Raw genomic sequence first — 13,084 nt, forward strand, 5'->3', positions numbered from 1 at the left:
ATTTTGGTCATGATTTTATGCGCTGGTTAAAAACATGCCTTTCGCTGTTTTTATCATTTGCAATCCTCATCGTAGGATCGACAGCCGCCACTGCATCTGTACATAGTCCATATTTAATGTCATCTCAATATGCAATCCATGCAAATGATGAATTCTAAAGATCATGAAAAAGCAAGTACTATGCACATAGATTGTATGAAAGCTGATGTACAGATTAAGAAGCAAATACATGATTCATCATGTATGTCTAAGCAAGATTGTATTATGTCATTTTCTAAAATTGCATATATATCTATAGTGCTAGGTGTTTTGCAATCTATGGTTTCTTCCCCTGCGGAACAGTCTACTTTTTCTCCATTAAATCAAAATTTCACCTCATTTGATCCTTCCAATTTATGGAAACCTCCACGCTCTAATTAATTTGATGACTAATCATCATTCATTGAATTTTCTATGGATGTTCTGCACGTACGAGTGTACATTATTTTAGAGCTAAAAATATGAACTTTAATAAAGAAAAGCTGTCCCTAAAATGGGATGGATGCTCAATTACGACAATCTATTTTTATCTTGAGTTATGGTCATGCTTATCCTAGCCATTGACTTTGGATACAGCGTTGAAGCTTGCTGAGCAATATGCACCTACTCTAAGGATCAATAGCGCTCAGATTGAAGGCGCTGAGAATATGGTTTCAGCTAACGCTCAAACAGAAATTCTTCGTATTGAGTTACGTCAAAAAGTAGCATCGGTATGGCTTCGCTGTACTTTGACAGGATTCTGTTGATCGAGGTACTTCTGATGCCAACGACGAAGTGTTTCGGGTGTACAGCCGAATTTAGGAGCAATCGCTGTGATTACTGCCTAAGTTGATGAATAATTTTTTTCAGATTCGAGAAGTAAATGAACTGCTCGTTCTTTGATTTCTAGGGGATATTTTGATTTTGTCATAGACTTATTTGCTCAAGAAAAATGGCCTCCTACAATCTCGGTACGATTCAACCAGTGTTGATCAGTCAGCATTGTACGAGGCATAGTGAGAAGTAGATTTGGTTTGGCGATTAAATATCGCTTTCTCGCTATTTTTTGCATAGTAAATGTCAACAGACCTTAAAATAGTTAGAATGTTTAAGTGAAGTCGAATAACTTCAACACAATACAGGTGAAATTACGCATAACTTAAAACCCCGAAAGCCGAAACTTTCAGGGTTACACGAATGTTATTAATCATAAAATAATTGATTAATATGAACTTTTTTCGACTTTAAACGTTGTGTTGGTGTACTTGAACCGAACCCAATATTCCGGACCAATCAAACTGTATTTTAAAGTGGTAAGACGCATACCAATGTAGTTCTGACTTGTATCGTAAAAATTGGATTCTATACCATAAACTAAAGGTTCTATCCCTGAGTTCATGCAAGCAATATCACTCCACACAACACTGGTTTTACCTTCTCGGAATACAAAAGGTTCAACATCTGTATAGAGCTGAGATTCAGCAAAAGGGGTAAAGTCGGTATCTTCGCGTGCTACAAAAAATATGAGCCGAATACTCTTAAAACCTCGAATAGTCGTTTCCTGTTTCGACAAAATACCTAGAGTGTGATTCTCAGCATTGTTAGCCCAGACTGCTTCGATAATTTTACCTGACGTGGCACGCAGCATATCCTCAACAGTCACAGGACTAAATGTTTTCTGATCCATTGAAAAATCATCAACATTCATAAACTCAGCAGAAACAAGCAATGAATGAACCTGAAACATTGGATTGTTACATAAGACAGCTTCTTCAAAACGATTATAAGCCTTTCTAGAGTTGCCAAATGAAGAATCCCAGTGATTTTTCAAGCTCATAAAATCTCGTGTTTTAGATCTCACTTTTAGATCCTGACAGAACCCATCAACAACTGCTTCAAACTGTTGATACAATCCAAGTGGAAAGTCAATGAGCCTGTGCTTATACAGCAAATCAACCATCAGCTTTATCTCAGGTCTGATGATCACATCTGAAAATTTACCAGTCAGAAAAGGATTAATCGGAATATCCTGAATAATCTTGAGTAAATTAACCCCCTTGGGCGTTAGATAAACATGAGGCACCAGATAGTCGTAAGTTGGTTGTTTAGAGATAATCTTAAAAGTCTTATTTTCAGTAATCATAGAATACAACTTCAGATAATCATCCAAGCCAACAGGAGGGCGATTATTGGGTATATAGCCAATAAAAGGCTGGATATACGCTTGAGTGATATGGTGAGTACTGAGTAGAGATGCATAGGATTCGTCAGGCTGTAATCTAATCATGCTTCATCTCCCGCAAAGGCATTGAGTTCTAGGTGGTTTTTTCTCGGACGACCACGAGTCTGTGGTTTTAAAGGTTGACTAATCTGGAAACGTCGTCCATTTTTCATGTTGCTGAAAATGAATAACTGGCTGGTTTTACAGAGATAATCAAAGCCATCTTCAAGCCACTTTCTTTTCTGCGATTGGTTGTATTCAATCGTGCCTAAAAAACAGTTTTCATAAGTATGCTTCCGCATATTACAGATGTAGGCATAACCTTGATCATTGGTCACTTTTTTCCAAAGCTTTTCAATACCTTGTGCCAAGCTGATGTCTTCCTGATTTTTATTCCCATTGAAAAACCAGAATGTATGCAAGTGGAATCCACTTCTTGGGGTATATTCAAAACGAAAAATATAACCGATGGCTTGTTTCAACACAGGATTATGCCGCTTGTTTTCTAGTAGTTGTTCAACACACTTTTTAAATGCATCAAAATCATTTTTAGATAAACAATCTTCAGCTTTGAAACAGGTTTGCAGTAATGTTTCAGGTTTATGCTTGAGATATAAATCAAGTCGAACAACGACTACACGCGAATACCGTTCAATTAAAGAGTTGAACATTTCGATCATTCGAGACTTATTTTTTTTCAGATTCTTCCGCTCATCGTAAACTTTGCGTCTGATGTTCGGGCGACGAAAAAAGGCACGAATTAATCCAATAAACTTATTTATTGCATTAATGTACGGGAGCAAATTCTCCTTTAGACTGGAAGATAGAGGTGTGCCATTACGTAGAAGATCTAATTCATCCTCTGACATCTGGCTTAGTGCATAATCAAATGCTTGAATATCAAGACCCTTTATAATGTCTGAAAGCGTAGAATAATTTATAAGTTCTGCAATATCAGAAGGTAAATTACTCATTTGAGCAGGGTGTTTGACGGCAAAGCCATAGCGACCATTCGATAGTATTTTCGTTTCAGTTGTGACTTCAGGGAAGTTGCGTTTTTTGAACTGTTTGACCAGTTTAGCTCTCCCTATAGCAGGAGCTAGGATGTTATCCTGTGAATTTACTAAAAGGGTTGTTTTATAACCATCGTTGACTGGAGTAATTTGCAGTTCGGTTTCAAATTGCTGGAGCCATTGGTCATGTGTTCCCATATGTCGACCAGCATTTACATTTATAATGCGCATATAAATTAAACTCGATTTAAAGTTAAAAGCGCAACTGTGATCAGTATTCTGGGTATAGGCATCCAATGGATACTGTTTAGCGCAGTATCCATGATGGGATGTAAGGTTGGTTCAGCTAATTTAGAATAAACTATGATCGTATTTACTTCACCAGTATTGCCAATACATCAATAACTTGTCGGGTAACATGAACATTGATGTAGCTGAATACTTTAAAACTACTGATCATCTATAAATAGATAGAATATTCTTTGATTTATAGATATAGAGTAATAGTAAATATATAAGACCGTAATTCATTGAAAATTAAAATGATAGCCTAGCCATACTTATAATTTCAGAATGCATTGCACAGCTGCATTATGTTTTGAATTTACAAGTACAGCGTTAGCTCTCAGCATTCCCTTGATTGCGTGTTGAAATTTTACTTTCAATCCACGCTTCAACTTCAGAGAGTAACCACCGTGATGCATTGTTAAGCTTCAACGGGCGGGGAAAATTAGGATCGTAGCGTTTAGACCGTCGGTTTAGCCGGTCATAAATGGATGACCGAGATAAACCGATCAGTTTAATCAGCTCATGTAGACGCAGCATTTGTACTGTGTTTTGGATAGTAGACATTTAGATTTCCTTCTATAGCGTTGGTTCAATCGGGAAGGTGTTGAACCAACGAATAGACGGTACTTGAATGAAAATACACTTGATGCAGGAAGTGCGTGGAGCCAATATATTTCTCAGTGTGAAATGATGAACTTAATCATTTAGAAGGTTTTTCAAAGACTGATAGATTTCATGATTCTTTTTTAGCATCCTTTTAGTATCACCAATAAAATTTCTTTTAAGCTGAGTAGTTGGATGCTCCTGATTCTGAAAACTTTTTTGCTTTTTAGCAGATTTATTTCGGGTGGCTTTTGTTTTTAGTTCAGTTAGAGTATTTGTGCCATGGATAGATGCAGTAGGAGTAAATAAGTACGGGTCATAAACAGGCTCACTGCTTATAGTTCCTGTTGACGAATTTGTCAGATTTCGCACAATGTGCTCTTGCAGTTGCACTTTAAAATCAAGCTGTTGCTGTTTTTTCTCCTGTTTGTCTTCTAATATTTCTATTATTTGAGGTGTAAATTTAGTTTTAATCTTAGCAATAATTTTAGCCTGTTGTTTTCTGTTTAATATCTTTGTCTGATATTTTTTAAAGTTAGTCCGTAAAAGTTTGTCAATATTTTCTTGTTGTTTTATATATATTTTTTCTTTGTGATCATACGTTTGCATTAAAATCTCACGTACATATGCTGTCGCTTTTTTGTCCAGATACTCCATAAGTTGTTCGAACAGTATATTTTTTTTGGGTTTCAGGGACTGGATCTTCGAATTGTGTTGGCGTATAGCAAACTTATTTTTTAATGGACCAATGAATCGAAATGAAAGAAAAGACAATTCCTTGAGCGTATTCTGATCCTGTCTTGAAAACTTTAACGCATTCCAAAGTGACACATGATCATATTCGTATTTCTTGATAAATTCTTTAACAAAGTCGATATAAGCTTTTTCTTTGATTTCATCAGGTTCTTGTGAAAGATAGCTGAGTTGAATTTTATCGATCGTGTTTTGAAGGCTTTCAGGTAATAATTCGACTACGTAACAATCACGATGTTTTGAGTATTGCTGGAGTAAGCTCTTATATATAATTTTTGCTTGCGTATAATTTTTAGTTTCGATGGCGGATCGATAGCTTTTTATGTCTGAAATGATTTCATGATAATGTTTAGGGAAATATTCAAAGTCCAGTTTTTCAACTTTATTGTCACCTTTTTTACAAGGAATAGGTACTTGCACAGGATCCTTACATAATCTTTTTATTCGATCTTCATTCGATTCTTTAAATAGCCCTTCATCGTGTAATGCATATATTATTGTTTTAAGCATTTCGAAATCAACGGCCATCCTGATAGACTCGTTGAAACTGAAGGGTGGAGTAGAATAGATTTTTTCAAATATATACTTTTCCAGGTCATATACGATTTTGATTTGATCCCCTACCGTGGTATTTTCAGAATGTTCCACTACGGTATCCATGATTTCTCTATCCTAATATTTTGGTTGATTATTCTTGTAAATTTTAGCCTACATGCTCCGATCCAAAGTGTACATACTTATGCGTTATTTTAGTACGGACTTTTTGGCAATTATTAGATATATCATTAATATACACGAATATAATATCCTGTAAATATACAGGGGTGAGTTGTAGTTGAATGGATATTTTTATTGTGTGAATTTTCAAAAAAAACTAATCGTAATTTACAAAAAAACAGATTCCAATCAGTCATCAATCCTTTTCTATTTTCAAGTTAAACTCCACGTAAATAAGCTGCTTCAACTTCATCAGGCAGTTTATGTGTAAGGACATGTTCGCAGAATTCGCGAGAGTAATTTATTTTGTCAGTTGACCAATCGCGGAAAGTAGAGCGAAAACCATATGTAGTAATCCCTCTATTTTGTTTAGGGTCCATATAGCCTATTCGTCTGAGAATTATATTATTCAATTTGATTTTTTGGATAGAACTGAATTTAAGAATATAGAATCAGATTTTATAACTTGAATAATAAGAGATTATTTAATAATCTAAGGCTAGAAAAGAATAATCATAAGGACAATTAAAAGGATGACACCATATAAAATTGCGATTGACGCCTTTATACGATCTATAGATATTAATAAAAAAAGGCCGATTTGCTTATTATTAGGTGCTGGAGCCTCAATATCTTCTGGTATGCCATCCGCAGAGCGTTGTATCTGGGAGTGGAAGCGTGAAATATTTATAACTAAAAATCCACTTCTAAGGGAAACAGTTGGAGAGTTATCTCTACAAGGTACAAAAGATCGAATTCAAAAATGGTTGGATCAAAGAGGAGAATATCCCATTTTGAATAGTCCAGAAGAATACTCTTTTTATGCAAAAGAATGCTATATCACAGAACAGGATAGAAGAAGTTTCTTTCAGCAATATGTTGAGATGGCTAAGCCGCATATCGGGTATAAATTATTACCACTGCTTGCTCAAGCAAAAATAATAAAAACTGTGTGGACTACAAACTTTGATGGTTTGGTTGCTCGGGCTTGTCATTCGAATGATGTTGTATGTATTGAAATTGGGCTGGATAATACCCAACGTATTACCAGACAACATAGTGAGGGCGAGATAAGGGTAGTTTCATTGCATGGAGATTATCGTTACGATGAGCTTAAAAATACAGATGAACAATTAAGACATCAGGAAGAAAATTTAAAAAATAATATTGAACATGAGTTACAGGACTATGATCTTGTAGTTATTGGTTATAGCGGTCGAGATAAATCTTTAATGACAGTTTTAGAAAATATTTTTTCTAAAACGGTTAAATCAAGATTATTTTGGTGTGGGTATGGTGAAACAATAAGCCAGCCAGTGATGGAGCTATTGGAACTAGCAAGAAAAAACAATAGGGATGCTTTTTATGTCTCAACAGAGGGATTTGATGACACCGTAGAGCAAATTTCTAGAAAATTATTGAATGACAACATGTTGAGTAAAGCATTGTCAATGCTACAGGAAATTCCTTGTATTGCTAAGAAGCCAGCTAAATTTACAGCTCCAGAAAATGATATTTCTTCACTTATTAAAAGTAATGCTTACCCTTTTGTTAAACTTCCTAGCCAGTTTCTTAAAGTTACATTGAAATATCCTGAAGGGAGCTTAAATTATATTGATTGGCTTAATAGTAAAGTGGACTTTAAAGAAGTAGTACTTTCAAAAATAGGAAAGGAAATCATAGCTTTCGCGGATGTTGATAAACTCAGGAAATATTTAGGAGAGTTCTATCTAAGTACGCCAACGGTAGTAAATTTTTCAAAAACTGATGTATTGAACGATACAAGGATTCAGTCTCTCATTAGACGTGGGTTAATCCAAAGTATTGTCAAAAATTTAGAGTTCAGTTCAGATCAAAATAAACGGATATGGAATCCAGATGTAAGTTCTATCGAATTTCACAATGGGAAAAAATATAAGATAATAGATGCTTTGATTCTAAATTTAAATTTTATTAAAGATGATATTTATTTAACATTTAAACCTGATTTGCTTGTATTAAATTTAGATGAATCTTTGCCTGATCATGATGTTGTAAAAACTATAAAGAATAAAAAATTCGGTTATCAACATAATAAAGAATATAGTCAGATATTAGAAAAGTGGGCAGATATCATTACAAAAAAAGACCTTATAGTCAGTGGTGGCGGTATATTTAATTTAGGTAAAAAGCCACTTTATGCTGGTTTAGTTAATTATGCTACACGAAAGCTTCCTACTGATTTCAATAAGCATGCAACTCAAAAAGGCTTGATCATTCAGGATGCAAAATTAATTTTTGGTTCAAATTCTATATCTAATGAAATATCTCATATTAACCCTTTAAAAGGATTAGTTGAAAATCGCCCTTGGGATTATAAAAATACCAGTTCTGGTTTATGCCCTGAAATTTGTATCAATGTAATAAGTACACGTCAGGATGCAGGGATTGTAAATAATCTTTTACGGGGAATTCATGAAAAGTCATTACCAGAAAAATCAGAACAAGATTATTTACATCCATTTCATGGATTTACAAATGCATTTGGCGTACCGATAACCTTTCCTAAAATAGGTGAAAATACATGGCGATTTGTAGATGAAGCTCTTTCAGCACAAAAAGCTATTGATAATGCAAAAAGTTTAGCAAATAGAATTTGTTATGAGCTCGATGCTTTGAAAAAATTAGAATTGCGTACGGGTACAGTTGTAATTATTTATATTCCTAAAAGATGGGAATTATTAACTTCAATAAAATCAGAACATGAATACTTTGATTTACATGATTATATTAAAGCATATGCCGCTCAGCAGGGAATAAGTACCCAATTTGTAAGAGAGAAAACGGTTAATAGTTCCCAAAGTTGTAGAGTGAAGTGGTGGTTATCATTAGCATTTTATGTCAAAGCTATGCGGACACCTTGGCGATTGGAATCTATAGATAATCAGACAGCTTTTGTGGGGATAGGCTACAGTATCAATAGGAACACGTATCCTGAAAACTCTAAAAGGATTGTTCTAGGTTGTAGTCATATTTATAGTGCTAGGGGGGAAGGCATGCAATTTCAACTTGGTCGGATAGAGAACCCTATAATTCACCATCATAATCCTTATATGTCTGAAGAAGATGCAAGGAGAACAGGTGAGAAAATTAGACAAATGTTTTTTGATGCAAAAATGCAATTACCACGACGTGTTGTGATACATAAGAGGACAGCATTCACAGCAGAAGAACAGCGTGGGTTTATACAAGGATTAGAAGGCGTGGAAGATATAGAATTGATCGAAATTAACTTTGAGGATTCTTTTCGATATTTGTCATCTAAATTGGTTAATAATAAACTAGAAATAGATGGTTTCCCTATTGCTAGAGGCACGGTAATTGTCCAAAGTTCTAATACAGCATTATTATGGGTGCATGGAGCTACGCCAAGTGCTCAAAATCCAAGTTTTAAGTATTTCCAAGGAAAAAGAAGAATCCCAGTTCCATTAGTTATTAAACGTTATGTTGGGCAATCAGATATTAGCCAGTTAGCGAATGAAATTTTAGGTTTATCTAAAATGAATTGGAATACTTTTGATTATTATTCTAGATTACCTGTTACTTTGGAATCGGCAAATGACATTGCTAGAATAGGAGTTTATTTTAATAACTTTAGCCCTATGTCGTATGACTATCGGCTTTTGATTTAGTAATCAGTTATAGGAAACATGATTTAAATATGTCTCAAGATAGAGAAAATTTAGCCAAAGAAAAATTAATTGAGATGTTAGGTGATCTCTTCTATATTCAAGAAGAAGTTGCAGGGAGATAGGTTATTGATGACTCTCCTTTAAGATTGGATTTGCTACTCCGCCCAAATGAAAAAGCAAAATCGATGGGATTTGATGTAGACGCTATAGGTATTGAGATTAAAGATCCTCAAAGTAAGGAGAGTGTAAAAAAGTTATTAAACTGTGTGATGCAAGCATATACATATAGCTTTTGTGAGTTTGATGGGGTGCGTCCAGCGTTTATTTTGATTTATCCGGATATAGAGAAATTTTTTGACTACGATTGGCGTAATAAATACAACTCTGAATTTACGGAAGAGCCTACCAAACGTGAAAAAAAATTTATTACGAAGATTGATGCAAAGAGCAAATGTTGGTGAACTCATAATTCAGCAGAGGGACTCAAAAAATTACGTTTTTAAATTTCATGTGGTGGCTGTGAGTTGGCCTTGATGTGCGATTTTATCTATTGTGCGGAGAATGCCAAATTTGGTTTGCCTGAAGTAACTCTTGGGGTGATTCCTGGCATTGGTGGAACGCAGCGTTTAACGGTGGCATTGGGTAAAGCCAAAGCCATGGAAATGTGTTTAACCGCACGGCAAATGGGTGCGATTGAGGCAGAACAAAGTGGTTTAGTGGCGCGTGTGCTACCGAAAGATGAATTATTGGCCTATACCCTAGAGGCTGCGGAAAAAATTGCACAGCGATCCCTGACTGCAACCATGATGATTAAAGAAAGTATTAATCGCGCCTTTGAAGTGAGTTTGAGTGAGGGATTACGCTTTGAACGTCGTACTTTCCATTCCATTTTTGCAACGTCTGATCAAAAAGAAGGCATGAAAGCCTTTGTGGAAAAGCGTCCAGCACAATTTAAAAATCAATAAAAGGAGTCTTCGCATGGAAAATAATTTACAGATTAGCATGCAAGGGCATTTAGGCGTGATTACGCTAGATCGAGCGAGTCATCTGAATGCACTGTCCTTAAACATGATTCATGGCATTAGCCAGCAGCTAGAACAATGGCGAGAGGATGATCAAGTTCAAGCTGTCTTGATCAATTCCAATAGCCCGAAAGCCTTTTGTGCAGGTGGTGATATTCGCTTCCTGTATGACAGTTATCAAAATGGAACTGCCAACTATCAACGCTATTTTGCAGATGAATATCACATGCTGAAGAGCCTACGCCAATATGCGAAACCTGTGCTGGTGTTTTTAGATGGCTATGTTTTGGGCGGTGGTTTTGGTTTGGCACAAGCTTGCCAGATTATTGTTAGTAGTGAGAAATCTCGTTTTGCCATGCCAGAAACCGCGATCGGCTTTTTCCCCGATGTGGGCGCAACCCATTTCCTGTCTCGTTTAGACGATGTGGGCGTGTATATGGCGGTGACGGGTGAACAGATCAGTAGTAGCGATGCCTTACATTTAGACTTAATTGATTATCTGGTGCCGAGTGACCACTTAGCACAGCTACAAACAGAATTGGCGCATGCTACGCAATTAACCCAACAGTCGATTGAGCAGACCATTGCGCGTTATTTAAAAGAACCTGCACCTAGCGAACTAAAACATTATGAAGATGCGATTCGGCATCATTTTTCACATGCAGATTTGCAGGATATTGAAGACAGCTTAGCCAATACATTAGACAGTGACTATATGGATTGGGCTGAAAAAATCCTAGCCAATTTACAACAACGTTCTTTGTTGGCCAAGCAAATCAGCTTAAAACTTCAATATGTAGGTCGTGGATTATCTTTAGAGCAATGTATGCAGTTAGAGCGTGATTTACAAGATATCTGGTTTGAGCAAGGGGACATGATTGAAGGTGTCCGTGCCTTGCTGATTGATAAAGATAAGCAACCGAAATGGCAAACAGAAAATTTTGAATTGATGCAAATGTTCGAAAATTTATTGCCATCTTCACCACAGCAACGGCAGGTAAGTGTGAAAATTTAGGTTGATCTTAAGGGGATAAAAATCTTTCAGGTTGTTGAAGGATTTTTGATCAGAAAAATCATGCAGTAATTAAAGCAGATTACCATTAATGTTGAAATGTACCTTGATGGTCTGTCGCTATCAGGATTTAGTGGTTTGTGCTTTCAGCAAATAAAAAATAAGTAAGCCACTATAAAATATTTTTACTCTTCTAATTTTACTAGGGTTTGATAGTCATTCTATTTTTATTTTAGTAATCAGTTCAGCTTAATAAAAAGCTAAATTCACTTAAATGATTTTGTAAATAACCGTTTACATCGCGCTGAATTTGCATCTTTTATAGATTAGATTTGTTCCAGATAGCGATGATTTTGCAAAGAGGAGGGTATTTAAGAATTGATATTTACGTGAAAAGTATTTTTTTATTGATTGGAAAAAAAGTTTAACCTATATTTATTTATCTAATAAAAAGATTGATTTTTGCATGATAAAAAATGCCAATCTAATACTAATTGATTATGATTCTTATTTATAAAATTGATTATATATAAAATACATATACTTAGCATTATTTAATATATAGAAATACATCTAAATAAGATTAAAAGGTATACAAAAAGTAGGGAAATATGTAATTAAGTTTTACTAAATGGTTTATAAAATGATGTTTTTTGTCAATCAAATAAAATATAATGTGAACCAGTACACACTTTTTCGCTATTTGGGACTTCTGAATGATATTACAGCAATATAAAATTGTTTTTGGAGGGACAATGGGGGCAGGAAAATCTGCTGCTATCCAAGCATTATCTGATATTTCTGTAGTAACAACCGAAGCTGTCAATACCGATACAGAAGCACACCATAAATTTTTGACGACTGTCGGCATTGATTATGGGGAAATTAGTCTAGATGACGGTACAAAAATTGGTTTGTACGGGACACCTGGTCAAGATCGTTTTGACTTCATGTGGTCCATTGTTTGTAAAGGGGCAATAGGGACCGTGGTATTAATTGATCATAGTCAAACTGACCGTTTGAAAGATCTTGAATTTTATTTAAATGCTTTTGCAGATTATGGCTCAAATATTGTGGTGGGAATTACTCATTTAGATGAAGAGCATGAGCATAAGCTGAAAATTTACCGTGATTGGATGCAAATACATCAAAAACAATTTCCACTATTTGCGGTAGATGCACGTAAAAAAGATGATGTCTTGCTGATGATAGAAACGTTAATTGCAACACTAGAATTACAAGCAGAGCCAGTCATTTAATAGGTAGCTAAAAATGAATAATCCTCGTGAAATTCCGAAAGAGTTGATTGAATACGCAAATTCAGAATTACAGCATTTTTTAAATACTGTTGCTGGTATTGATTTTGTCATGCTATGTTCATCGGATGGCTTTGAACTTTGCTTAGCTTCGAAGAAAAATATAGAAAATAAAGGAAAAATAGCAGCAGTTAGTAGCTCTATTTTGGCGATGGTTTCTGCTTTTATTTCAGAAATCCAACTTGTGGGTTGTCAGACAATTACGCTTGATGCTGAAAATGGAAAAGTATTTTTAACGGCAGTTAATCACTCGAAATATCCAATGGTGATGGTTGCTGTAACTAGCACAGATATTTTGATTGGACAAATGTTGTATTACTACAAAGAATTAAGTGAAAAATTGGCAAGCCAACAATTGAGCGTTGCCTCATAAAATGGATGCGGTTGAACTTTTTTTTGTTTAGAGTGAAATGGCGTGCAGTCATGATCTCGATAGATGATTTTTTAGTG

The 13,084-nt window shown here is 35.2% G+C and carries 9 protein-coding genes and 5 pseudogenes; 8 read left to right on the forward strand and 6 right to left on the reverse strand.

Features of this window, described 5'->3' with window-relative positions; translation table 11 throughout:
- Nucleotides 1-17 precede the first annotated feature (17 nt).
- Nucleotides 18-420: pseudogene (locus DPG01_RS06410) on the forward strand (hypothetical protein).
- 80 nt (nucleotides 421-500) lie between these two features.
- Nucleotides 501-761: pseudogene (locus DPG01_RS18885) on the forward strand (hypothetical protein); the annotation flags it as partial.
- Here DPG01_RS18885 and DPG01_RS06420 read toward each other — a convergent pair.
- The 6 genes and pseudogenes from DPG01_RS06420 to DPG01_RS18890 all read right to left on the reverse strand — a co-directional run.
- Nucleotides 758-949, reverse strand: a pseudogene (locus DPG01_RS06420) (IS3 family transposase); the annotation flags it as partial. The pseudogenes DPG01_RS18885 and DPG01_RS06420 sit on opposite strands and share 4 nt — an antisense overlap.
- A gap of 291 nt (nucleotides 950-1,240) precedes the next feature.
- Nucleotides 1,241-2,305 (reverse strand): hypothetical protein, encoded by a 1,065-nt coding sequence (locus tag DPG01_RS06425; RefSeq protein WP_110974533.1) that lies wholly within the window; start codon nucleotides 2,303-2,305, stop codon nucleotides 1,241-1,243.
- Entirely contained in the window at nucleotides 2,302-3,483 is a 1,182-nt protein-coding gene (locus tag DPG01_RS06430; RefSeq protein ID WP_110974534.1) for a YagK/YfjJ domain-containing protein, read from the reverse strand. The genes DPG01_RS06425 and DPG01_RS06430 overlap by 4 nt, the downstream gene beginning before the upstream one ends.
- Before the next feature lie 387 nt (nucleotides 3,484-3,870).
- Nucleotides 3,871-4,104 carry a helix-turn-helix transcriptional regulator gene (locus tag DPG01_RS06435; protein ID WP_110974535.1) on the reverse strand — a complete coding sequence of 78 codons (234 nt, stop codon included), beginning with the start codon at nucleotides 4,102-4,104 and terminating at the stop codon, nucleotides 3,871-3,873.
- Between the two features lie 132 nt (nucleotides 4,105-4,236).
- Nucleotides 4,237-5,556, reverse strand: coding sequence for a hypothetical protein (locus tag DPG01_RS06440; protein WP_110974536.1), 1,320 nt, complete (start codon nucleotides 5,554-5,556; stop codon nucleotides 4,237-4,239).
- Nucleotides 5,557-5,831: 275 nt separating this feature from the next.
- Nucleotides 5,832-6,044 (reverse strand): annotated as a pseudogene (locus DPG01_RS18890) (hypothetical protein); the annotation flags it as partial.
- 102 nt (nucleotides 6,045-6,146) lie between these two features.
- Here DPG01_RS18890 and DPG01_RS06445 point away from each other — a divergent pair.
- The 6 genes and pseudogenes from DPG01_RS06445 to DPG01_RS06470 all read left to right on the forward strand — a co-directional run bounded on the left by DPG01_RS06445 (nucleotide 6,147) and on the right by DPG01_RS06470 (nucleotide 13,007).
- On the forward strand, nucleotides 6,147-9,284 hold the full coding sequence (locus DPG01_RS06445) for an SIR2 family protein (RefSeq protein ID WP_110974537.1): 3,138 nt from the start codon (nucleotides 6,147-6,149) through the stop codon (nucleotides 9,282-9,284).
- Between the two features lie 185 nt (nucleotides 9,285-9,469).
- Entirely contained in the window at nucleotides 9,470-9,745 is a 276-nt protein-coding gene (locus tag DPG01_RS18895; protein ID WP_110974538.1) for a hypothetical protein, read from the forward strand.
- A 51-nt stretch (nucleotides 9,746-9,796) separates the two neighbouring features.
- Nucleotides 9,797-10,249: pseudogene (locus tag DPG01_RS06455) on the forward strand (enoyl-CoA hydratase-related protein); the annotation flags it as partial.
- 13 nt (nucleotides 10,250-10,262) lie between these two features.
- On the forward strand, nucleotides 10,263-11,321 hold the full coding sequence (locus DPG01_RS06460) for an enoyl-CoA hydratase/isomerase family protein (RefSeq protein ID WP_110974539.1): 1,059 nt from the start codon (nucleotides 10,263-10,265) through the stop codon (nucleotides 11,319-11,321).
- Between the two features lie 713 nt (nucleotides 11,322-12,034).
- Complete coding sequence (locus tag DPG01_RS06465; protein ID WP_086208336.1) at nucleotides 12,035-12,577, forward strand: GTP-binding protein; 543 nt, start codon at nucleotides 12,035-12,037, stop codon at nucleotides 12,575-12,577.
- Nucleotides 12,578-12,590: 13 nt separating this feature from the next.
- Nucleotides 12,591-13,007 (forward strand): roadblock/LC7 domain-containing protein, encoded by a 417-nt coding sequence (locus tag DPG01_RS06470; RefSeq protein WP_110974540.1) that lies wholly within the window; start codon nucleotides 12,591-12,593, stop codon nucleotides 13,005-13,007.
- Nucleotides 13,008-13,084: the final 77 nt, after the last annotated feature.

Origin of the sequence: Acinetobacter sp. WCHAc060042 (genome assembly GCF_003231195.1) — a bacterium.
Taxonomy (GTDB): Bacteria; Pseudomonadota; Gammaproteobacteria; order Pseudomonadales; family Moraxellaceae; genus Acinetobacter.

Excerpts from the sequence above, each read along its gene's own strand:
- DPG01_RS06425 (WP_110974533.1), bottom strand. The coding sequence starts at position 2,305 with ATGATTAGATTACAGCCTGACGAATCCTATGCATCTCTACTCAGTACT.
- DPG01_RS06445 (WP_110974537.1), top strand. The coding sequence starts at position 6,147 with ATGACACCATATAAAATTGCGATTGACGCCTTTATACGATCTATAGAT.
- DPG01_RS06470 (WP_110974540.1), top strand. The coding sequence starts at position 12,591 with ATGAATAATCCTCGTGAAATTCCGAAAGAGTTGATTGAATACGCAAAT.
- DPG01_RS18895 (WP_110974538.1), top strand. The coding sequence starts at position 9,470 with ATGGGATTTGATGTAGACGCTATAGGTATTGAGATTAAAGATCCTCAA.
- DPG01_RS06430 (WP_110974534.1), bottom strand. The coding sequence starts at position 3,483 with ATGCGCATTATAAATGTAAATGCTGGTCGACATATGGGAACACATGAC.
- DPG01_RS06435 (WP_110974535.1), bottom strand. The coding sequence starts at position 4,104 with ATGTCTACTATCCAAAACACAGTACAAATGCTGCGTCTACATGAGCTG.
- DPG01_RS06440 (WP_110974536.1), bottom strand. The coding sequence starts at position 5,556 with ATGGATACCGTAGTGGAACATTCTGAAAATACCACGGTAGGGGATCAA.
- DPG01_RS06460 (WP_110974539.1), top strand. The coding sequence starts at position 10,263 with ATGGAAAATAATTTACAGATTAGCATGCAAGGGCATTTAGGCGTGATT.
- DPG01_RS06465 (WP_086208336.1), top strand. The coding sequence starts at position 12,035 with ATGATATTACAGCAATATAAAATTGTTTTTGGAGGGACAATGGGGGCA.